Genomic DNA, 21,719 nt, shown 5'->3' with positions numbered 1-21,719 from the left:
ACTCCCCGAAAACGGAGCCCAGCCCGTGAGCAGCACCCGCGACGACCTCCCCCTCCTCCAGATCGGCCGGCCCGCCGACGGCGCCCCCGGAGGCTGCGGCGACGCCTGCGGCTGCGGCGGCGACGAGGGCGCCTACGAACTCGACCCGCTGACCTGCGGCCTCGACCCCGACCTGGCCGCCCTCCTGGTGGCCGCCGGACTCGACCCCGTCCAGGTCGAGGACCTCGCGCACCTGGCCATCGAGGAGGACCTCGACCAGGGCGTGGACGTCACGACCGTGGCCACCGTCCCCGAGGACGCGGTCGCCACCGGCGACTTCACGGCCCGTGAGGCCGGCACGGTCGCCGGGCTGCGGATCGCCGAAGCGGTGCTGTCGATCGTGTGCACCGACGAGTTCGCCGTCGAGCGGCACGTCGAGGACGGCGACCGCGTCGCGGCCGGCACCCCGCTGCTGAGCGTCACCACCCGCACCCGCGACCTGCTCACCGCCGAGCGCAGCGCGCTGAACATCCTGGGCCGCCTGTCGGGCATCGCGACCGCCACCCGGGCCTGGGCCGACGCCCTCGACGGGACGAAGACCAAGGTCCGCGACACCCGCAAGACGACGCCGGGGCTGCGCGCCCTGGAGAAGTTCGCGGTGCGCTGCGGCGGCGGCGTCAACCACCGGATGTCGCTGTCCGACGCGGCGCTGATCAAGGACAACCACGTGGTCGCGGCGGGCGGCGTCGCCGCGGCGTTCACGGCCGTACGGTCCGAGTTCCCCGGGGTGCCGATCGAGGTGGAGGTCGACCGGATCGACCAGATCCCGCCGATCCTCGCCGAGGGCGCCGACCTGATCCTGCTGGACAACTTCACCCCGGAGCAGACCCGCGAGGCCGTGGAGCTGGTCGCCGGGCGCGCCATGCTGGAGTCGTCGGGCCGGCTGACCCTGGACAACGCCCGCACCTACGCCGAGGCCGGCGTCGACTACCTCGCGGTGGGTGCCCTCACGCACTCCTCCCCGGTCCTCGACATCGGCCTCGACCTGCGCGAGGACGACGGGTCCGGTGCCCGGGGCGCGGACGGCGACGCGCGCGAGGACGGCTGACCGTCATGCCCGCGACCATCGACGCAGGAGCCCCCCGACCGCCCGCCGCCCAGGGCGGTCCTGCCGGGCGCGACATGACCCGGAGGCGGTGCGGAGCATGCTGCTGACCATCGACGTGGGAAACACCCACACCGTTCTCGGCCTGTTCGACGGCGAGGAGATCGTCGAGCACTGGCGGATCTCCACCGACGCCCGGCGCACCGCCGACGAGCTCGCCGTCCTCCTGCAGGGCCTGATGGGCATGCACCCGCTGCTCGGCGACGACCTGGGCGACGGCATCGAGGGCATTTCCATCTGCTCCACGGTCCCCTCCGTCCTGCACGAGCTGCGCGAGGTGACCCGCCGCTACTACGGCGACGTGCCCGCGGTCCTGGTGGAGCCGGGCGTCAAGACGGGCGTGCCGATCCTCATGGACAACCCGAAGGAGGTCGGCGCCGACCGGATCATCAACGCCCTGGCGGCCGTCGAGCTCTACGGCGGCCCCGCGGTGGTCGTCGACTTCGGCACGGCCACCACCTTCGACGCGGTCAGCGCGCGCGGCGAGTACGTCGGCGGCGTGATCGCCCCGGGCATCGAGATCTCCGTGGACGCGCTGGGCGTCAAGGGTGCCCAGCTCCGCAAGATCGAACTGGCCCGGCCGCGCAGCGTCATCGGCAAGAACACCGTGGAGGCCATGCAGTCCGGCATCCTCTACGGCTTCACGGGCCAGGTCGACGGCGTGGTGCAGCGGATGGCGCGCGAGCTGGCCGAGGACCCGGACGAGGTGACCGTGATCGCCACCGGCGGGCTGGCGCCGATGGTCCTCGGCGAATCGTCGGTGATCGACTCGCACGAGCCGTGGCTCACCCTGATCGGGCTGCGGCTGGTCTACGAGCGGAACATCGCCCGGTCGTGACAAGGCGCCCGGCGGGTGCGGGCGGGCGGTCCGCACCGCCGCGGCGCATTCCGGGCCCGTGCGCATTCCCCGGCCGGGTGCCTTTTCCGGCGCGCGGTGTGCGGTGGTGCGGCTCGCTGCCGCGCCACCGTTCACGAATTAAGCGGCTTTTGTCGGAAACGGTCGTAAAGTCGCCACATGCCAATGCCAAACGGAACCCGCGGCGGCATGGCGTTCAGCGCCGATGAGTTGCGTGTGCTCCGTCGCGCCCTCGCCCATGCCCTGCAGACGACGCCCCACCCCGCCCCGCTCGGCGCCTCCGGGCCCGAGTGGTCGCAGGACATCCAGGAATATCTCCGGCTGGCCGAGGCGGTCGACGAGGCGGTCCGCGAAGGCGGCCGGCTGCGCGCCTTCCTCCTCGCCGACCTCGCCCGCTACCGCGACGCCCTGCCCGGCTCGGCCACCGGCTACCTCGCGCAGCTGGCCGAGGCGCTCTCGGCCGGTCACGTCCCCGGCCCCGACGACCTCGCCGCCCTGCGCTCCCTGACCGCCTCCCCGGCCGGCCGGGCCGAGCGCGAACGCCGCGGCGCCCTGCTGCGGCACTGCGAGCAACTGGCCGAACAGTCCGTACGGACCCGGCTGCGCGCGCTGCCCGGCGGCCGCTCGGCGGCCCGCGACGGGCGCGAGCCCGAGCCCGAGCGGAAGCCCGAACCGGAGCGCAAGCCCCGGCCCGCGCCGGCGTCCCCCAAGGCGCCGCGCAGGGACCGGCCGATCCCCACCCCCGGAGAGGTGTTCCCGCCCCGGCGGCGCCCCGCTCCGCCCCCCGAGAGCCGCACCGCCTGAGCGCTGCGTACTCTGGAATCTCCCCGCCCAAAGGAGGCCGAACGCCATGGATTACGTCGCAGCGCTGCTCCCGCCGGTAGTGATGGCCGTGGCCTTCACCGCCCTGATCGTGACGATCGTCAAGAGCCAGGGCGGGGCGAACAAGGCCAAGGAGGACGCCGCCGTGGACGCCGCGCTCTCCCGCACCGAATCCACCGGCCAGGAGGCCACGGCGCACGGCGCCTGAGCCGCCCGCCGCCCGCCGGGCGGCCCGCGGCGCACCGTACGGCCCCGGAGGCTCCCTCCCGGGCCGTACCGCCTTTTTCCGTCCCAAACGCCACGAGATCAACGGGCATTCGCGACATCTCCCACTATTGTTCTTGTGTGCCGAGACGCTTGGGTGATCTGGAAGACGCGGTCATGACGCGTGTCTGGGAGTGGAACCGCCCGGTCACCGTCCGAGAAGTCCTGGAAGACCTGCAGAAGGAACGGTCGATCGCCTACACCACGGTCATGACCGTATTGGACAACCTGCACCAGAAGGGCTGGGTGCGCCGCGAAGCAGAAGGCCGCGCCTATCGATATGAGGCGGTCTCCACCCGCGCCGCCTACGCGGCCGCACTCATGAACGAAGCATGGTCCGCCAGCGACAACCCCGCGGCCGCCCTTGTCGCCTTCTTCGGCATGATGTCGCCGGAACAACGGCACGCCCTGCGCGACGCCGTACGGATGGTGCAAGTCGACGAACCCGCGGACGGTACGGAACAACAGACACCACAGCCCGCACAGGCCGCTCCCGCACAACAAGACGAAGCGGCGGCGGCAGCGGAAGGCACCGGGGAAGCCGGGCCGGCCGAAGGGGATGAACCCGGGGCGGATGCCACCGGCAACGGGCGATAGCGTCCCGGCATGCCTCCGCATTCAAAAGGGCTCACCGTCCGCCGCGCCAGGACCGCCGATGTCCCGGCCGTACGCCGCCTCATCGACTCCTACTCGCGCGACGGGATCCTCCTCGACAAAGCCACCGTCACGCTTTACGAGGACATCCAGGAGTTCTGGGTGGCCGAGCGGGACGAAGACGCCGAGGTCGTCGGCTGCGGAGCGCTCCACGTCATGTGGGAAGACCTCGCCGAGGTCCGCACCCTGGCCGTGGATCCGCGCCTGAAGGGATCGGGCGTCGGCCACCAAGTCCTGGAGAAGCTGCTGCGCACTGCCAGCTGGCTCGGAGTGCGGCGCATTTTCTGTCTCACCTTCGAAGTCGACTTCTTCACCAAGCACGGCTTCGTGGAGATCGGCGAAGCTCCGGTAGACGGTGATGTCTACAGTGAGCTGCTGCGTTCCTATGACGAGGGCGTTGCGGAGTTCCTGGGCCTCGAACGAGTGAAGCCCAACACCCTGGGTAACAGCCGGATGCTTCTGCACCTGTGATGAGTGTTCTATGTCCGAATCGCTCCCCTATCTCATGGCTACGGAAGCATGCGTTCCCCGGTCTGCGGGCAAGTGAACCCTACCCAAGGGTTTGTGTTTTTCCCGGAAAAGCGGTTTGCTTTCCGTCGTAATCCGCATTCGATGAAAGGGAAACCGGTGGCACAGAAGGTTCAGGTTCTTCTTGTCGACGACCTCAACGGTGGCGAGGCGGACGAGACGGTGACGTTCGCTCTCGACGGCAAGTCCTACGAGATCGACCTCTCCGAGGGCAACGCGCAGAAGCTGCGTGACTCGCTTGCCGACTTCGTGAAGGCGGGTCGCCGCACCGGTGGCCGCGCTTCTTCGGGCCGCGGCAAGTCGCGCGGCGCCGCTTCCGGCGGCAGCCAGGACACTGCGAAGATCCGCGCCTGGGCGAAGGAGAACGGCTACAACGTCAATGACCGCGGCCGCGTCCCCGCCGACATTCGCGAGGCATTCGAGAAGGCCAACGGCTGATCGCCGTTCGCGCGGTCCGATTGGGCATTACGAGCACGCCGCAACCGGGCACGGTGGCACTCCGTCGCCGCCGCGCTCACGAGCCGTACGAGGTCGGGGGCGCCCCCAACGTCCCCGATTCCTGTCCCGAACCCCGTGGTGGGCAGGGAATTCCCCGCCTCGTACCCGGGCCGGGGAGGCCGCACCCACCCCGCGGCCTCCCACGAGCCGAATCCGTATGACCGTCCCGGGCCGCCCGGGAACGCCGGAGCGGGCATCCGGTCCCCGGCCCCCCGCGCCGTGAGATCCGCCGCCAGAGCACCCCACTCCAGCCATTCCAGGATTCCCGGAAGTTCCTCCGCACCCCCGGCCGCGATGAGCATGAACAATTTCGGCCGATCAGCCGGATGTTTCCCGCCGCTTCCGGCCCGGACCAGCGCCACGGGGCCGGTGCGCGGCAGCCGCCGCAATACGGCACCCCCCGCATCGGCCGGCATCTCCAGGACGTCGAAGCGCAGCCCCGTCAGCAGCTCCACCGGCCCCGTGGCGGTGGTCGGCCAGCCCAGCTCCTCCTCGTACCGGCGGCGAAGCGCGGCGCGGGGAACGGGAGGCGTGACGGGGGCGAAGGGGCTGCGGGGGCGCGGAAGCACGCGGGCCATGCCCCGTGCAACTCCCCACCACCCCGGAAGTTACGCTGAGTGGAACCTGCGATACGCAGCGTGCCCGCGCAAGAGGGCGCGAGGGGCTTTCGGTGGCGTGCGGATGTTCGCCCGTAGCGGATGGAAGGGCCCTGCGCCGCATGGAGTGTCAGTGCCGGCGGGTAAGACAGTGTCAGTGGGAAGAGACGGTGTGACCGGCGCCCGAGGCGCCTCCGCCGGGCCGAGGGCCGACGGCGGACGGCGTGTCGGTACGGGGCGCGTTCGCCACGGGCGTAGTGGCAGTGGGCGTATATACCTGGCCTGCGGGAACATCGTCTCGCACCATCGAGTTGGAGCAGATGTCAGCTGTTCGGCAGTAAATTTCCCCGCCGGAGCGGGGGTGATCCGGACGGGTGTCGGCAGTTGGAATGAGCTGTCCCGCCCCGCGGGACTAGCATGCGGAAGGACAGGGAGGGGACCGACCCCTAACTGCCTGACCGCTCTGAGGAGCGATTAACGATGTTCGAGAGGTTCACCGACCGTGCGCGGCGGGTTGTCGTCCTGGCTCAGGAAGAAGCCCGGATGCTCAACCACAACTACATCGGCACCGAGCACATCCTCCTGGGCCTGATCCATGAGGGTGAGGGTGTCGCCGCTAAGGCCCTGGAGAGCCTCGGGATTTCGCTCGAGGCGGTCCGCCAGCAGGTGGAGGAGATCATCGGCCAGGGCCAGCAGGCCCCGTCCGGGCACATCCCCTTCACCCCCCGTGCCAAGAAGGTCCTGGAGCTCTCGCTCCGCGAGGCCCTCCAGCTCGGCCACAACTACATCGGTACGGAGCACATCCTGCTCGGCCTGATCCGCGAGGGCGAGGGCGTCGCCGCCCAGGTCCTGGTGAAGCTGGGCGCCGATCTGAACCGGGTGCGGCAGCAGGTCATCCAGCTGCTCTCCGGCTACCAGGGCAAGGAGGCCGCCACCGCCGGCGGCCCCGCCGAGGGCACCCCCTCGACCTCCCTCGTCCTGGACCAGTTCGGCCGCAACCTGACGCAGGCCGCCCGCGAGACCAAGCTCGACCCGGTCATCGGGCGCGAGAAGGAAATCGAGCGGGTCATGCAGGTGCTCTCCCGCCGTACCAAGAACAACCCGGTCCTCATCGGCGAGCCCGGCGTCGGCAAGACGGCGGTCGTCGAGGGCCTGGCGCAGGCCATCGTCAAGGGCGAGGTGCCCGAGACCCTCAAGGACAAGCACCTCTACACCCTCGACCTCGGTGCCCTGGTCGCCGGCTCCCGCTACCGCGGTGACTTCGAGGAGCGCCTGAAGAAGGTCCTCAAGGAGATCCGCACCCGCGGCGACATCATCCTGTTCATCGACGAGCTCCACACCCTGGTGGGTGCGGGCGCCGCCGAGGGCGCGATCGACGCCGCGAGCATCCTCAAGCCCATGCTGGCGCGAGGCGAGCTGCAGACCATCGGCGCCACCACGCTCGACGAGTACCGCAAGCACCTGGAGAAGGACGCGGCCCTGGAGCGCCGCTTCCAGCCGATCCAGGTCGCCGAGCCGTCGCTCCCGCACACCATCGAGATCCTCAAGGGTCTGCGGGACCGCTACGAAGCGCACCACCGCGTCTCCATCACGGACTCCGCGCTGGTCGCCGCGGCCACCCTCGCCGACCGCTACATCTCCGACCGCTTCCTGCCGGACAAGGCGATCGACCTGATCGACGAGGCCGGCTCCCGGATGCGGATCCGCCGCATGACCGCACCGCCGGACCTGCGCGAATTCGACGAGAAGATCGCCGATGTGCGCCGGGAGAAGGAGTCCGCGATCGACTCGCAGGACTTCGAGATGGCCGCGGGCCTGCGCGACAAGGAGAAGCAGCTCCTGGCCGCCAAGGCGAAGCGGGAGAAGGAGTGGAAGGCCGGCGACATGGACGTCGTCGCCGAGGTGGACGAGGAGCTGATTGCCGAGGTCCTGGCCACGGCCACCGGCATCCCGGTCTTCAAGCTCACCGAGGAGGAGTCCTCGCGGCTGCTGCGCATGGAGGACGAGCTCCACAAGCGCGTCATCGGCCAGAAGGACGCCATCAAGGCGCTCTCCCAGGCCATCCGCCGTACCCGTGCCGGCCTGAAGGACCCCAAGCGTCCCGGTGGCTCGTTCATCTTCGCCGGCCCGTCCGGTGTCGGTAAGACCGAGCTGTCCAAGACGCTGGCGGAGTTCCTCTTCGGCGACGAGGACGCGCTGATCTCCCTCGACATGTCGGAGTTCAGCGAGAAGCACACCGTCTCCCGGCTGTTCGGTTCGCCCCCCGGCTACGTCGGCTACGAAGAGGGCGGCCAGCTCACCGAGAAGGTGCGCCGCAAGCCGTTCTCCGTCGTGCTCTTCGACGAGGTCGAGAAGGCCCACCCGGACATCTTCAACTCGCTGCTGCAGATCCTGGAGGACGGTCGCCTGACCGACTCCCAGGGCCGGGTCGTGGACTTCAAGAACACGGTCATCATCATGACGACCAACCTCGGCACCCGGGACATCTCCAAGGGCTTCAACCTCGGCTTCGCGGCCCAGGGCGACACCAAGTCCAGCTACGAGCGGATGAAGAACAAGGTCAACGAAGAGCTCAAGCAGCACTTCCGCCCCGAGTTCCTCAACCGTGTGGACGACACCGTCGTCTTCCACCAGCTCACCGAGGAAGACATCATCCAGATCGTCGACCTCATGATCGCCAAGGTGGACGAGCGGCTCAAGGACCGCGACATGGGCATCGAGCTCAGCGGCGAGGCCAAGTCGCTGCTCGCCAAGCGCGGGTACGACCCGGTGCTCGGCGCCCGTCCGCTGCGCCGCACGATCCAGCGCGAGATCGAGGACGCCCTCTCGGAGAAGATCCTCTTCAGCGAGCTGCGTCCCGGCCACATCGTGGTCGTCGACGTCGAGGGCGAGGGTGACACCGCCAAGTTCACCTTCCGCGGCGAGGAGAAGTCGGCCCTGCCCGACGCCCCGCCGATCGAGTCCGCCACCGGCGGCTCGGGCCCGAACCTGAGCAAGGACGCCTGACGGCACCGCGTAAATCGCACACACGGCACTGCCCCGGAATCGTTTCTCACGGTTCCGGGGCAGTTCCGTATGCGGCGGAGAAATTCAGCTCCGAAATTGCTAGGTCATTTTCGGCCGTTTCTGGACAACGCCGCCGATGCCCGGCCGCTCCCTGCACACGGCACCCATTTCGCCGGCAACGCCGGGCCCCGCGGAATACACGGGCGGCGCACCAGCACCTCCGGAGCACGTCCCGTTCCGGAAAGGACGACAGCCACTCCGGGGAAAGCCCGGGAACCCCGCGGCCGTAAGCGAGAGGCCATCGGGGGAGTGGCTCGGCGGCGAAGATGCCGTCGGTTGGGGTGGCCGGAAGTAACCCGGAAGCAAAAGGCCGGCGATCAGCAGATGCGGGCGGGCACCCGTCGGCCGCGCACATATCGGGGATGGGCCGAGGACACCGGCCCGCCTATGTACGGGGACGGGGGTAGAGGGTGACTTTGACATGGGGAGGAAAGGGAGGGCTGGCCTCTGGGCGGACGTAGGAGAGATAAACCTCCTGGAGGTCGGGGAGGGCTGACAGGGAAGGGAGAGTGATGGAGGGGGCGTGTGCGCCGTAGAGCTGGAGCGTGCGTACGCCGGGGAAGGCCGGGAGAACCGTCTCCAGCGTGTGGCTCAGGTCGGAAGCGGGGCGGCGTGCCGGGTTGAGGAGGCTCAGGGTTTCCACCTGGGGAAGACGAAGGTCCGGGGGAACCCGCAAGGGGACGTGGTCTTCGGCCAGGCCGAAGGAAAAGCGCTTCAGCCTAGAGAGGCGGGTGAGGGCATGCCACTGCTCCTCGGCGAACTCATTGCTGATGCGGAGCAGCTGGATGCTTTCCAAGCGGGGCCAGGAGGTCACTCGGGTGAAGTCGGCGCCGATGGGCTGCCCGAGCGCCAGACCAGTCAACGGGGCACGGGAGGGGAGCGCGGCCATGCCGTCCGTCGGCATCCCAGCGAGAAGCATCAAGAACGTCGGGTGGTGCAGACCATCGAGTCCATGGAGGGGAATCGCCCTGTCGCCTGCCCCGGCGATGGCCAGCGAGCGAAGGGGCAGGTCCTGGAGCGGAGCGAGGCTGCAGACCGAGGGACAGTCCTGAACCGTCAGTGACTCGAGCGCCGGGAACTTCCGGATGAAGGCCAAGTCGTCGATCACGGGATTGTCGGTGAGCGTCAGATGTGTGATCTGGCGGGTGTCCAGGGATGCGAGGAGTTCCCGGGCGGTGAAGGGCCCGGTCACCTCGGTGCGCGGCCGCCCTCCCAGTGCTTGCAGGGTGTGCAGTTCGCCGGCGTTGACGACCGTGACGGACGTGTCGGTGTCGAGGTTCCGCATGACCTCCTCGGCATAACGTTCGGTGTCGAACGCGTGCCAGGAATGCGCGAGTTGATACCTTACCCCGGTGGCGGAGTGGCAGCGGAAGCGCTTGATCACCTCCAGCGCCGCGTCCGACCCGATGAGCGCGGCGGTGGCGATCACCTCCTGTGCCTCGTCCTCCTCCAGACCCTCCGGCCCCGGCAGCAGCCCGAGGACGAGGTGACCCACCTCGGCCAGAAGCCTGGCTTCCTCGCGGCTTCGGGGCGGCAGGATCGCCCGTGCCCGCTCGTTCACCTCCTCCCGCACCCGCGGATCCAGCTCAGTAGCGTGTTCCAGGCCTGCCATCGCCAGGAGATGGACGCGCAGGCGAGCGGCGTCGTCCTCGATGCCGTCCCCCCGGGCGAGCAACCCCCGCAGGATCTCCGCCCGTTCGCGCGGCCGGGCGTGGGCCACCGCCATGCGGATCACGTCCTCCCACTGGGAGTCCTCCGCGTGCGCCACCAGCAGCCCGAAATCCCCGTCCTCCACGGCGGCCTTGGCGCCCAGGTAGTCCTGGAAGGTCCGGTGGACGAAGTCGACGGAGCCGGCGGCCGGTTCGCGCAGGAGGCCGCTGCGCAGCAGGAGATGGCGGAAAATGGCCGTCGCGTCGCCCTGTTCCGCGGCGGCGGGCACGGCCGGCAGGGCCTCGCCGACGATGCGCTCGGCCCGTTCGCGGTCGAGTTCGTTGCGGCCGTTGCGGATGAGCCAGTACGCGAGCCGCTGGAGGAGCTGGATCTGCGGCTCGTCGCTCAGCTCGATGCCCGTGGGGGCGGCCATGCCGCGCTCGCGGTCCCGGCGGGAGAGCAGCATGCCCAGGGCGGCGTCGTAGAGCTCCTTGCGGCCGGTGGGCAGATAGCCGCGGCGGTCCCGGTGCAGGGCGCAGATCAGGCCGCACATGAGGGGGTTGGTGGCGAGCCGGGCAAGGTCCTGTGTGGTGTGGACGGCGGCGAGGAGGGACTGCTCGTAGGCGTCGAGGCGTGCGGGGTCCTCGGCGTCGCGGCGGGCCGCGGCGTGCCAGCGTCCGATGAACGCGGCGACCTCGGCGCGGCTCATGGCCGACAGCGTGAGTTCGCCGAAGCCGTCGGCGGCGAGCCAGTCGTCGCGTACGGCGGAGGGGCGGGAGGTGACCAGCCACAGGTTGCCGGGGAAGGCGTCGGACAGGTCGCGCAGCCAGCGGCGGGTGGGCTCGCGCTCCCGCTCGGGGATCTCGTCCAGGCCGTCGACCAGGAGGAGCGCCCGCCCGCCGGCCAGCACGCGGTCGGCCCAGCCGTCGGGCTGCGAGCCGGACACGGGGCAGCCGACGGCGGCGAGGAACCGTTCGGGGGTGGGCAGGGGCGCCCCGTCGCGGGTGAGGGTGCGCAGGGGGAGGACGAAGGGGATCCGGCCGTAGAGGTGGGGGAGGGCCGTCTCGCCGGGGGGCTTGGTGCACGAGACGGCCAGCCACTGGACGAGGGTGCTCTTGCCGGATCCCGCGACCCCGCGCAGCAGCACCCGGTCGCGGCCGGCCAGGGCCTGGTCGGCGGGGACGGGCAGGGGCGCGGGCGGTCCGGGCTGCGGGCCGGCCTCGTCGTGGAGGGGACCGGCGGCGGTGGCCTCGGGGGCGGCCGGGGCGGTCGCCGCCAGGCTCAGATACGCCGCGTCCAGCGGCCAGCGGTCCGGGGAGCGGGAGAGGTCGATGCCGTAGATGGTCAGCCGGCCGTGCTTGCGGTCCAGGTAGGCGAGGTAGCCGCGTTCGAAGGCGGTGTCGGCGGCCTGCGGGGAGGGGTGCCGCGCGAGGACGGCGTCCATGGCGGTGACCAGGCCGTCGAGGGTCCGGCTCTGCGCCACGAGGGTGCGGGCCACGAAGGCGGACCGCTGGGTGAAGAAGTGCACGATGTGCAGGCAGGCGAGGCCGAGCAGGGTGTCGTGCAGCAGCTCGGCGTCCCTGGTCAGGCCGCGGACGGCGGCGGGGCTCGCCGCCCTCAGGCGCTCGGCGAGGGCGTCGGCTCCCAGCTGGACGGCCTGGACGTCGTCCATGTCGAGGGTGCCGAGGCCGCGCAGCGTGGCGGCCAGGGCACCGGCCACGGTGGGCTCCTCGTCCGCGGGCAGCGGGCGCTCACCGGGACCCGCGGACCGTACGGCCCGGTCCACCAGTTCCCGGGCGAGCCGGTGCAGGTCCTTCTCGGCGAGGGTCCGCTTCTCGCCCGTGAAGGTGACCAGCCCCGAGATCCGCACCGGCCGGTCCACCAGGCCGGCGCCCGGCCCCTCCTGGACGAAGAGCCTGCGCACGAGCGGGGCGATCACGCCGGAGGCGAGCCGGATCCCCAGTGCTGACGGGTCCATCGTGCGGTCGCCCTCCCCCTGGCCGGTGCTGCCGTCGGCCAGGCTAGAGGGGCAGGCACGGCGGCGGTCGGGTCAGCGGGCGGGGATCGGCCAGATCGCGGGCGGGGAGGGGGACAGGGGCAGGGGCGGGGCAGTGGCGGTGGCGGTGCGATCGGGGTGCGGCGGCGTGCTTGTGGCCCGGCGGCGGTACGACCGGGGACGGCGGCGAGCCTGTGACCTGGTGGCCTGTGGTGGCCTGTGGTGGCCTGTGGCGGCCTGTGGCGGTGCCGGGCGGTGTGGCGGTACCGGGCGCTGTGGTGGCGGTCACGGAAACCGACCCCCCATCCACCCTCAATTCGGACATTTAGTAATCCCGGGTAAGCCAGGCCGCAAAGCCTCGGCAACCCGGAACGCAAAGCCCGAGTAACCCACGTCACAAATGCCGGGTAACCCGGGTCACAAAGCGCGGATAACCCGGGCCGCAAAGCGCCGCGGAGGTGACTCCGCGAGGTCGGGAGTTGTCCGCGTCACAGACACCCAAGACCCGGATCGGGCGCCCGAATGGGGCGCGAAAAGGCATTGGATCTTGTTTATCGGTGACATGGCGCACAGCCGATTTGGGGCCTACTAAAAACATTAGGGGGAGTCGGCGGCGGGAGTGCGGGGGTCGCGGCGCCGAGGAGTGGGGGGCGCGGGGGTCGGCCGGGGCGAGAGGGGCGCCGCCCATGCGACATATGGCGAAAATGCCTGTTCAAGTGCCCTGGAGGAGACTCGCGAGCGGGTGCGAGATGTCCGATTTTGAGTGTTTCGTACGGTGCTCCGGAGGGCACGCAAGGGCCCCGTTCACCCCCCTCTTGGTACGGACCTGGTTAGTAGAAAGGCCCCTTGGCGGGGCGGCAAAGGCGGGTTACCAAGGAATGGCAATCCCGGACCGCAGCCGGGAAGTCAGCAATTCACTGGAGGAAAACCCGCATGTCGAAGTTCACCGCTCTCCGTAATGCCAAGAAGACCGCCCTGCGCAATCGCGTGGCCGTCGTCGCCGCCGGTGCCGGTGTTGCCGCCGCCCTGGGTGCCGGTATTGCCGGCGCCGCCGACACGGGCCTGCAGAACCTCACCTCGGGTGTCGGTTCCGCCGTGACCGCGCAGGCCGACGCGCAGGTGAAGTCCGCGGCCGCCGCGAAGGCCGCCGCCGTCAAGGCCAAGAAGGAAGCGGCCGTGAAGCCCGACGCCTGGGTCAAGCCGGTCAGCAACTACACGCTGGGCGAGCCCTTCGGCATCGCCGGCAGCCACTGGTCGCACAAGCACAGTGGCCAGGACTTCGTCGTGCCGACCGGTACCCCCGTCAAGGCCGTCCACAAGGGCACCGTCGTCAAGGCCGGCCCCTGGGGTGGCGGTGACGGCCCGGCCTACGGCAACGCCATCGTGATCCAGCACGACAACGGCACGTACACCCAGTACGCGCACCTGTCACAGATACAGGTCCAGGTCGGCCAGCAGGTCGGCGCCGGCCAGCAGATCGGCCTGTCCGGCAGCACGGGTAACTCCACCGGTCCCCACCTGCACTTCGAGGTCCGCACCGGCCCCGACTACGGGTCGGGCATCGAGCCGACCGGATTCCTGCGGGCTCACGGCGACGCCGTCTGAGCTGAGTCCGGCCGGGCTGGCCGGCGGTTCGGCGGGTTCGCCGCCGTGACCAGTTCTGTGGCGACCTCGAGGACGGCCTTGCGCTTCTCCTCGGGGTCGCCGCTCACTCCCTGCATCACGAACATGCCCGCATGCATGGAGAACAGCGCCGTGATGCAGCGCACCTGATCCGTCAGCTCCGCGTCGGGCTCCTTGAGGAGCCCGAAGAGCGCCAGCATCCGCGATTTGAAGGTCTCGCCGATGCTCAGATTGCGCACCTCCGCCTGGTTCTCCTGCATGAACCGGAAGAGGGGCTCGGCCGAGCGCAGCGACTCGCTGTAGCGGCGGATCAGCTCCTGCTTGGTCTCCAGGGTGCGCGGCTGCTCCTCGGCCCAGGCGATCAGCTCGTCGATGGGCCTGCTCAGGTCCTGGAACAGGCTGATGACGATGTCTTCCTTGGTCTTGAAGTGGTAGTAGAGCGCCGCCTTGGTGACCTCCAGCCGCTCCGCGATCTCACGCAGCGACGTCTTGTCGTAGCCCTGCTCGGAGAACAGCTCCAGAGCGACGTCCTGGATGCGCTGGCGGGTGTTTCCCTTGCGCGCCTGTGTGCTCATGGTGCTCTCTCCTGCGTTGTCGGTCCTGGTCGGAGGGCTGCCCGGCCGGGCACCCGAGAAACTTACTTGACGCCCGGCTAGTTGTCCGCTTACCTTCCGTACTGTACTGAACTAGCCGGGCGGCAAGTAAGTAGGAGTGAGTGATGGGGAAGTCGCGACCCGCGACCCCGACGGGGGACAAGCAGATGACGACCACCGCAGGACCGGACACCGCACCGGACCCGGGCACGGCCAAAAAGCCGGCCGGCGTCCGCGTGGTGCTCTTCGCACTGATGATCGCGATGCTGCTCGCGATGCTGGACAACATGATCGTCGGCACCGCGATGCCCACGATCGTCGGCGAACTGGGCGGGATGGACCACCTGTCCTGGGTCGTCACCGCCTACACCCTGGCCACCGCCGCCTCCACGCCGATCTGGGGCAAGCTCGGCGACATGTACGGACGCAAGGGCGTCTTCCTGTCGTCCATCGTGCTCTTCCTGATCGGCTCCGCGCTGTCCGGCATGGCACAGGACATGGGGCAGCTGATCGGCTTCCGCGCCGTCCAGGGCCTGGGCGCCGGCGGACTGATGGTCGGCGTCATGGCGATCATCGGTGACCTGATCCCGCCGCGGGAACGCGGCAAGTACCAGGGCATGATGGCCGGCGTCATGGCCGTCGCCATGATCGGCGGACCGCTCGTCGGCGGCACCATCACCGACCACCTCGGCTGGCGCTGGAGCTTCTACATCAACCTGCCGCTCGGCGCGATCGCCCTGGTCATGGTGACCGCCGTGCTGCACCTGCCGAAGAAGCGCGCACAGACCCGCATCGACTACGCCGGCGCCGCGCTGCTCACCCTCGGCATCACCTCGCTGGTGCTCATCACCACCTGGGGCGGCACCGAGTACGCCTGGCTCTCCGGCCAGATCATCGGCCTCGGCATCCTCGGCGTGGTCGCCCTCGCCCTCTTCGTGATCGTCGAGCGCAAGGTCAGCGAGCCGGTGCTGCCGCTGCACATCTTCCGCAACGGCAACTTCTCCCTCGTCACCCTCATCGGCTTCCTGGTCGGCTTCGTGATGTTCGGGTCGATGACGTTCCTGCCGCTCTTCCAGCAGACCGTCCAGGGCGCCTCGGCCACCAACTCGGGCCTGCTGCTCCTGCCGATGCTGCTCGCCATGATGGCCGTCTCGCTCTTCGCCGGCCGGGTCACCACCCGGACCGGCAAGTACAAGATCTTCGTCGTCGTCGGCGGCGGACTGATCACCGCGGGCCTGGCCCTGCTGTCCCTGATGGACACCGGCACCACCCGCTTCACCTCCGGCGTCTTCATGGCGGTGCTCGGCGCCGGCATGGGCTTCCTGATGCAGACCACGATGCTGATCGCCCAGAACAGCGTCGAGATGAAGGACATGGGCGTCGGCTCGTCCTCCGCCACCCTCTTCCGCACGATCGGCGGCTCCTTCGGCGTCGCGATCTTCGGCGCGATCTTCACCCACCAGGTGCAGTCCACGATGGCCGAACGGATCGGCACGGCCGGCGAGAAGATGACCAGCGGCGGCGCCCAGATGGACCCCAAGAGCCTCGCCCAGCTCCCCCCGATGATCAAGGACGCCTACGCGCACGCGGTGGCCTCCGGCACGCATCACGTCTTCCTCTGGGGCGCCGCCATCAGCGTCATCGGCTTCGCCGCGGCGTGGTTCCTCAAGGAGGTTCCCCTACGGGGCGGGCCGGTGACGAACGCCGGGAGCGAAGAGGGGGCGGCGGATCGGGTTCTGGTCGCCGAAGCGGTCTGAATCTCGGCGTCTTCGGCTTTCCCTCCGGGGGGGGGTGCTCGCCGATTGTCGCCCGCTACGCGGTGCGCTCGCCGTGGCGCCTGCGGCGGGCCGGGTCCGCTGCGCGGGGCTGTGGGTGCGGTGACGGGCCTCCGGGGCGGGTGTGTGGGACTGCTTCGCTCTACGTCCCGCACACCCGCCCCTCCGGCCCGTCCCCTCCCGTGAGTGAGTCAAGTGAATGTGGGTGGGGGCGGGCCGTTGTGATGGCCCGCCCCCACTTTGTCGTTACGGGGCGACCCGTTTACGTGTGATCACCACGCGCACCGGACCAGCCACTTGCACCCCACCGGTCTTTTCCCCACCCCTCAACGGGAGGGGACGGGCCTGCGCAGCGGACCGGCCCGCCGCCAGGCGCAACGGCGAGCGCACCGCGCAGCGGGCGAATCACGGCGAGAAGACCCATGGCGGGAGAGCCAAAAACGTGGGGCAACGCAACCGCGTTACCGGTCAGGCAGATGAAGAACCGGAAAGCTCCCCGTACTCGTCGGGGCATTCTCCGGCAGCCAGAGGACGGAGACCGCGCCCGTCGACCCGTCGGTGAGTTCGTCCGCGTTGCGGAACGTGAGGCGGGCGCCGAGCACGCGGGCCTGGCCCGCGGCGATGGTCAGGCCGAGGCCGTGCCCGCGCCCGGCACGATCGCTGCTGCCGGTGCGGAACCGGCTGGGGCCCTCGCGCAGCAGCGCCTCGGGGAAGCCGGTGCCGTGGTCGCGGACCCGCAGCACCCGGCCCTCGACGGTGACTTCGATGGGCGGCCTGCCGTGCCGGGCGGCGTTGGCGATCAGGTTGCCGAGGATCCGCTCCAGGCGGCGCGGGTCGGTGGTGACCTCGGCGTCCCGTACGACGTCGACGGTGATGTCCGGGTCGAGGGCGCGCACCCGCCGGGTGACGAACTCGCCGAGCGCGACGTCCTGCAGCTCGGCGCGCTCCGCATGGCCGTCGAGCCGGGCCACTTCCAGGACGTCCTCGACGAGGGTGCGCAGCGCCTGCGCGCGGTCGCGGACGAGTTCGGAGGGGCGGCCGGGCGGCAGCAGTTCGGCGGCGGTCAGCAGGCCGGTGACGGGGGTGCGCAGCTCGTGGGCGATGTCGGCGGTGACCCGCCGCTCGGCCTCGATGCGTTCCTGGAGGGCGTCCGACATGGCGTCCACGGCGAAGGCCAGGTCGTCGGTCTCGTCGCGCACCCGCCCGCTGCCGACCTCGTCGCGGATGCGGACGGCGGTGTCGCCGTCCGCGAGCTTGCCGGCCGCCGCGGCCGCCTTGCGCAGCCGCCTGGAGAGCCGTCCGCCGACCAGCACGCCCAGCGCGCAGCCGCCGACCACCACCGCGGTCGAGCCGATGACCAGCGCCTTGTCGAGGTCGTCGAGGACGGCGAAGCGGTCGGGGAAACGGTCGTGGACGGACAGCACCCGGCCGTTGCTGAGCGGGGAGGCGGCCCACACCTCGGGGGCGGTCTGCCCGGTGTCCTGGAGGTAGGTGGCGCGCTTGTTCTTCTCGACCTCGTCGCGCAGCGCCTCCGGCAGCGCCGGATCGTCGATCTTGGCGCCGAACTGCAGCCGGTTGGTGGAGATGAAGATCTTCTGGGTGAAGTTCAGCCGCTCGATCTGCACGTCGCGGCTGTTGTCGAGCATGGAGTGCCGGGCGGCGTTGTGCACGACAAGGCTCAGCGCGATCGCGACCAGCGCTCCGACGAGCGCGATCGCGGCGCTGAGCTTCCATCTCAGCCCCGTCCGCAGGGCCAGCCTGACCACCGGCCGTGTCAGCCTCTCAGCTTGTATCCGAAGCCGCGGACCGTCTCGATCCGGTCCTGGCCGATCTTGCCGCGCAACCGCTGGACATGGACGTCCACCACCCGGGTGTCGCCGCCCCAGCCGTAGTCCCAGACCCGCTCCAGCAGCCGGTCGCGCGAGAGGACCGTACCCGGTGCGTTGGAGAACTCCAGCAGCAGCCGCATCTCGGTCGGCGTCAGGGCGACGTTCGCACCGCCCTTGCGGACCTCCATGCCCTCGGTGTCGACCTCCAGGTCGCCGAAGCGCAGCACCGGCTCGGGGATGTCGGCCGGGTCCGCGGACGCGCCGCCGGCCCGGTCCGGACCGCTGGCGTGGCCGAAGCGGCGCAGCACCGCGCGGATCCGGGCGACCAGCACCGCGCCGTCGAACGGCTTGGTCACATAGTCGTCCGCGCCGGCCTCCAGGCCGAGCACCACGTCGATCGAATCGGCGCGCGCCGACAGCATGATCACGGGGACGGTCGACTCGTCGCGGATGCGCCGGCACAGGCTGACGCCGTCGAGCCCCGGCACCATCACATCGAGCAGCGCGATATCGGGTCGGTCGGCACGGAACGCCTCCAGGCCCGCGAGCCCGTCCGGCATCGCGGTGACCGTGAAGCCGTCGCGTTCCAGTGCGAGCTGGGTGGCCTCGCGGATGACGTCGTCGTCCTCGACGAAGAGGACATGGGTCTCGGCCATGCGGTGGTCTCAGCCCTCCGTTCCCGTGTCGTCGTCCGGCGTGGCGCCGCCGGCGGTGGTCTTGCTGTAGTCGGTGTGGTACGGGCGCCCGCGCTGGCTGAAGCGGCCGTCCGCCCAGTGGTAGGTCACCACGTCCTCGCCGGAGGGGCAGCACACCTTGTCGCCCGCGGCGTAGGTCTGCTTGGAGACCTCCAGGTCGCCCTTGTTCACCCCGGCGTAGACCGACGGCTGTTCGTTGACGTACACGGTGTCATACCCGTCCGGGGCACCCGGGCGCCTGCGGAACACATACGCGCCGATGCCGACGGAATCCGCGCAGGTCATGACGTTGACGATGACGTCGGGCGACTTCGCGCCGGTCAGCGACGCATACGTCACCTCGACCGGGTACTCGTCCGCGGCGCACGGCTTGGCCAGCGACCTCTTCACGTCCGGGCCGACCTTCGGGGCGTGCTTCAGCAGCTTGACGGCGTCGACCTTCTTGTAGCGGGCGGGCGCCGACGGGCTGGGGGTGGTGTGCAGCGCGCCCTGGGGCGCGCGGGTGGTGCCGGCCGACCCCTCGCTGCGGACGCCCTCGCCGCCCGGATTGCATCCGGCCAGCAAAAGGCCGACGGCGGCCACACCCGCCGTGGCCGCGCCGCCTCTGGTCAACCCGATCCTGGTCAACCTGTTCCTGGTCAATCCGCTCCCGCTCACCGTGCTGCTCGCACAGCTGCCGATGCCGCCGCTGTTCCTGAGGAGATTGTCGCGCGTCGCGCTGCGAGCCGTAAGGCGCCTGGCGCCGTGTCCGTTTTCATCGGTAAAGGCGCACTTCGTCTCGCATGTGGTGTGATGCCGGTTGTGCCGCTCGCCGGCCCGCGGAGCGCCGCGTGCCGCCGGTCAGGCCGCGCACCGCTCCCGCCCCCGCTCGCCGCGCTCCAGCATCCGCGCGTCGATGTCACGCATCTGCAGCTCCTGACGCAGCCGGGCCAGCGCACGGTGCAGCGTGCTCTTGACCGTCCCCGTGGACATGCCCAGCGCCGCGGCGGTCTCCTCCGTGCTCATCTGCTCCCAGTGTCGCAGCACGACGACGCTGCGCTGCTTGGGAGCCAGCACCCCGAGGATGTCCATCAGTAGCGCGCGGTCGGCGCGCTGCTCCGTGCCGTCGTCCACGCTCGCGTCCGGAAGCTGCTCGGTGGGCACCTCTTCCAGCTTGCGCGCCCGCCACCACTCGGTCCGCGTGTTGATCATGACGCGGCGGAGGTAGGCGTCGGCCAGCGACTTGTCCGCGATGCCGTCCCAGCGGCCGTACGTGCGGACCAGTGCCGTCTGCAGCAGATCCTGGGCGTCGACCGGGTCGGGCACCAGGCGCCGGGCGCTGCGCAGCAGGGCCTCCTGCCGGGTACGCACGTACTCTTCGAAGTCCAGTACCTTGCCGCCGCTGGTCGCCATGTCGACGCCTCCGATCCGCTTACGATTCCCCACGTTGACCGTGCTGGCGGTCATCTCCAGCACGAGGAAGACGCTACGGAGGGGGTGTTGCGGCGTAATGTGCGTCGGCCCCACAGCGAGTGCACGGAAAACCCTCGGTTGTGTAACAGCCCGCCAGGGGTCATACCTCGGACGGACGACGGCCTGCCGCACGTCATCCTCCGGAGGGAGGAGCACCCCCGCCGAAAGGCCGACCGGCCGTGACGCGGGGGTCATCGCACAAAGGGAAGGTCTTCTTCCGGTCGTATCGGGGGCGCTTTCCGGTCAAGTACGGCGAAAGGTGACACCCGGTCAGCCAGGGCCGCCCGACGCCGAAGGGCGCGGCCGCCGAAGTGACCGCGCCCTTCCTCCGTCTTACAGGCAATCGCGTACGCGTGAGCGCCGCACTACGTGAGCGGCAACCGATAGCGGCCACCGCCGAGCGGCTCCACCAAACCGTCCGAGACCAGCCCGTCCAGCGCCCGCGCCCGCTGCACCGGCTCGTCCCACACCGCGTCCAGCGCCTGCTGCGGCACCGGCGACACCGCCTCGCGCAGCACCGCGAGCAGCTTGCCCCGCACCTGCCGGTCCGTACCGGCATACGTCTGCGTACGACGCGCCGGACCGTCGTGCGCCGGCGACCCGGCCCGCCGCCAGGCACACTGCGCGGCGATCGGGCAGCGCCCGCACTCCGGAGCACGCGCCGTGCACAGCAGCGCACCCAGCTCCATCGTGGCCGCCGCCCAGCGCGCCGCCAGCTTCTCGTCCTCGGGCAGCAACTGCCGCGCGAGCTTGCGCTCCGCCGCCGTGGTGGCGTTCGGCGGGAACTGCCGGCCGGCCACCGCGCGCGCGAACACCCGGCGCACATTGGTGTCCAGCACCGCGTGCCGCTGCCCGTACGCGAACGAGGCGACCGCGGCCGCCGTGTACTCGCCGACGCCGGGCAACGCCAGCAACTGGCCGTGCTCACGGGGCACGTCGCCGCCGTGCCGCTCCTGTATCGCGGAGGCGGCGGCGTGCAACCGCAGGGCGCGGCGCGGGTAGCCGAGCCGGCCCCAGGCCCGTACCGCCTCGCCCGGCGCCTCGGCGGCCAGGTCGGCGGGGCGGGGCCAGCGGGCCAGCCACTGCTCGTAGACCGGCAGCACTCTGCTGACCGGGGTCTGCTGCAGCATGAACTCGCTCACCATCACACCCCAGGCGCCCGCCTCGGGGCGGCGCCAGGGCAGATCGCGGGCGTGCTCGTCGAACCAGTCGGTGACCGGGCCGTGCAGCGCGGTCCCGTCGGCTTCCGCGGCCGCACCGGCGGCAGAAGCGGTCTCGGTGGCGGCGGTCGTGGCAGTGGTGGTGACAGGCGTCGAAGTCATGGCACTGCCGATCCTGGCACGTCCGACGCCGCCCGGGAAACGCGCCGGGCCGCCCCGCCGCGCGCCCACCCGCACGCAGGACGACCACATACGCACGGGTGGCGGCTACCGGCGGTAGGAGGAGGGCGCGGCGGCTTCGGGGTGCGGCACGGGGGCCGGGGCTGATTACATTCCGGGGGAACTAGTCACTCTCCGTAATCGTTGCTGGAATATATGGAGGCGGCAAGCAGGGAACGCAGGGAACGCAGGGATTGGCAGGGAAAGCGAGGATGCGGGCATGGAGCGGATGCGCGGGACGGGCGATAGGAGCGGTGCGGTGAGGATGAGCGGTGCGCTGAGGCCCGGTGGTGCGGCTG

19 protein-coding genes are annotated in these 21,719 nt (G+C 70.5%); 11 read left to right on the top strand and 8 right to left on the bottom strand.

The features are described from left to right. The first annotated feature begins 25 nt into the window (after positions 1 to 25). The 7 genes from nadC (at position 26) to K7396_RS15910 (ending at position 4,706) form a co-directional block, all read left to right on the top strand. A complete protein-coding gene (nadC, locus tag K7396_RS15940; protein ID WP_152104644.1) occupies positions 26 to 1,087 on the top strand; it encodes a carboxylating nicotinate-nucleotide diphosphorylase in 1,062 nt (353 codons plus the stop codon). Positions 1,088 to 1,184: 97 nt separating this feature from the next. Continuing rightward, positions 1,185 to 1,982 carry a type III pantothenate kinase gene (locus K7396_RS15935; RefSeq protein ID WP_086721871.1) on the top strand — a complete coding sequence of 266 codons (798 nt, stop codon included), beginning with the start codon at positions 1,185 to 1,187 and terminating at the stop codon, positions 1,980 to 1,982. Between the two features lie 207 nt (positions 1,983 to 2,189). After that, a complete protein-coding gene (locus K7396_RS15930; RefSeq protein WP_152104669.1) occupies positions 2,190 to 2,804 on the top strand; it encodes a hypothetical protein in 615 nt (204 codons plus the stop codon). 46 nt (positions 2,805 to 2,850) lie between these two features. Beyond that, positions 2,851 to 3,030, top strand: coding sequence for a hypothetical protein (locus K7396_RS15925; RefSeq protein WP_152104645.1), 180 nt, complete (start codon positions 2,851 to 2,853; stop codon positions 3,028 to 3,030). Positions 3,031 to 3,203: 173 nt separating this feature from the next. After that, positions 3,204 to 3,683: a BlaI/MecI/CopY family transcriptional regulator gene (locus tag K7396_RS15920; RefSeq protein ID WP_233476803.1), complete on the top strand. Its 480-nt coding sequence runs from the start codon at positions 3,204 to 3,206 to the stop codon at positions 3,681 to 3,683. 9 nt (positions 3,684 to 3,692) lie between these two features. Further along, a complete protein-coding gene (locus K7396_RS15915; protein ID WP_086720450.1) occupies positions 3,693 to 4,211 on the top strand; it encodes an amino-acid N-acetyltransferase in 519 nt (172 codons plus the stop codon). A gap of 156 nt (positions 4,212 to 4,367) precedes the next feature. Beyond that, positions 4,368 to 4,706, top strand: a complete 339-nt coding sequence (locus tag K7396_RS15910) for a histone-like nucleoid-structuring protein Lsr2 (RefSeq protein WP_086720451.1) — start codon at positions 4,368 to 4,370, stop codon at positions 4,704 to 4,706. Here the strand turns inward: K7396_RS15910 and K7396_RS15905 are convergent. Next, positions 4,637 to 5,344 carry an SCO3374 family protein gene (locus tag K7396_RS15905; RefSeq protein WP_086720452.1) on the bottom strand — a complete coding sequence of 236 codons (708 nt, stop codon included), beginning with the start codon at positions 5,342 to 5,344 and terminating at the stop codon, positions 4,637 to 4,639. The two genes, K7396_RS15910 and K7396_RS15905, sit on opposite strands and share 70 nt — an antisense overlap. 498 nt (positions 5,345 to 5,842) lie before the next feature. Between K7396_RS15905 and K7396_RS15900 the strand changes: the two genes are divergently transcribed. Next, on the top strand, positions 5,843 to 8,368 hold the full coding sequence (locus K7396_RS15900; protein WP_086720454.1) for an ATP-dependent Clp protease ATP-binding subunit: 2,526 nt from the start codon (positions 5,843 to 5,845) through the stop codon (positions 8,366 to 8,368). Between the two features lie 445 nt (positions 8,369 to 8,813). Here the strand turns inward: K7396_RS15900 and K7396_RS15895 are convergent, their stop codons facing one another. Then, positions 8,814 to 12,056, bottom strand: coding sequence for an NACHT domain-containing protein (locus K7396_RS15895; RefSeq protein ID WP_152104646.1), 3,243 nt, complete (start codon positions 12,054 to 12,056; stop codon positions 8,814 to 8,816). A 951-nt stretch (positions 12,057 to 13,007) separates the two neighbouring features. Here K7396_RS15895 and K7396_RS15890 point away from each other — a divergent pair. Beyond that, entirely contained in the window at positions 13,008 to 13,679 is a 672-nt protein-coding gene (locus K7396_RS15890) for a M23 family metallopeptidase (RefSeq protein ID WP_086718782.1), read from the top strand. On the opposite strand, the gene K7396_RS15885 is transcribed toward K7396_RS15890, so the two are convergent. After that, complete coding sequence (locus K7396_RS15885) at positions 13,661 to 14,272, bottom strand: TetR/AcrR family transcriptional regulator (protein WP_086718783.1); 612 nt, start codon at positions 14,270 to 14,272, stop codon at positions 13,661 to 13,663. The genes K7396_RS15890 and K7396_RS15885 overlap by 19 nt on opposite strands. Positions 14,273 to 14,415: 143 nt before the next feature. Between K7396_RS15885 and K7396_RS15880 the strand changes: the two genes are divergently transcribed. After that, positions 14,416 to 16,047, top strand: coding sequence for an MDR family MFS transporter (locus K7396_RS15880; RefSeq protein ID WP_263295884.1), 1,632 nt, complete (start codon positions 14,416 to 14,418; stop codon positions 16,045 to 16,047). A gap of 479 nt (positions 16,048 to 16,526) precedes the next feature. Here K7396_RS15880 and cseC read toward each other — a convergent pair whose 3' ends face one another. From cseC to K7396_RS15865, 3 genes are read right to left on the bottom strand one after another with little or no spacing between them, the layout of a single operon-like run. After that, a complete protein-coding gene (gene cseC / locus K7396_RS15875; protein WP_086721822.1) occupies positions 16,527 to 17,831 on the bottom strand; it encodes a two-component system sensor histidine kinase CseC in 1,305 nt (434 codons plus the stop codon). Between the two features lie 8 nt (positions 17,832 to 17,839). Further along, positions 17,840 to 18,550 carry a two-component system response regulator CseB gene (cseB, locus tag K7396_RS15870; RefSeq protein WP_086721823.1) on the bottom strand — a complete coding sequence of 237 codons (711 nt, stop codon included), beginning with the start codon at positions 18,548 to 18,550 and terminating at the stop codon, positions 17,840 to 17,842. Positions 18,551 to 18,559: 9 nt separating this feature from the next. Continuing rightward, positions 18,560 to 19,201: a hypothetical protein gene (locus K7396_RS15865; protein WP_086721824.1), complete on the bottom strand. Its 642-nt coding sequence runs from the start codon at positions 19,199 to 19,201 to the stop codon at positions 18,560 to 18,562. On the opposite strand from K7396_RS15865, the gene K7396_RS15860 reads away from it, so the two are divergent. Then, positions 19,179 to 19,382, top strand: coding sequence for a hypothetical protein (locus tag K7396_RS15860; RefSeq protein WP_143589312.1), 204 nt, complete (start codon positions 19,179 to 19,181; stop codon positions 19,380 to 19,382). The two genes, K7396_RS15865 and K7396_RS15860, sit on opposite strands and share 23 nt — an antisense overlap. Positions 19,383 to 19,429: 47 nt before the next feature. On the opposite strand, the gene K7396_RS15855 is transcribed toward K7396_RS15860, so the two are convergent. Next, entirely contained in the window at positions 19,430 to 20,035 is a 606-nt protein-coding gene (locus K7396_RS15855) for a SigE family RNA polymerase sigma factor (RefSeq protein ID WP_373866930.1), read from the bottom strand. A gap of 371 nt (positions 20,036 to 20,406) precedes the next feature. Further along, complete coding sequence (locus K7396_RS15850) at positions 20,407 to 21,363, bottom strand: HhH-GPD family protein (protein ID WP_086721825.1); 957 nt, start codon at positions 21,361 to 21,363, stop codon at positions 20,407 to 20,409. Between the last annotated feature and the right edge of the window lie 356 nt (positions 21,364 to 21,719).

The organism is Streptomyces angustmyceticus (assembly GCF_019933235.1).
GTDB classification, from domain to species: domain Bacteria; phylum Actinomycetota; class Actinomycetes; order Streptomycetales; family Streptomycetaceae; genus Streptomyces; species Streptomyces angustmyceticus.
The sequence above is the reverse complement of the archived record's forward strand: the minus strand, read 5'-3'. Positions and strand labels throughout refer to the sequence as shown.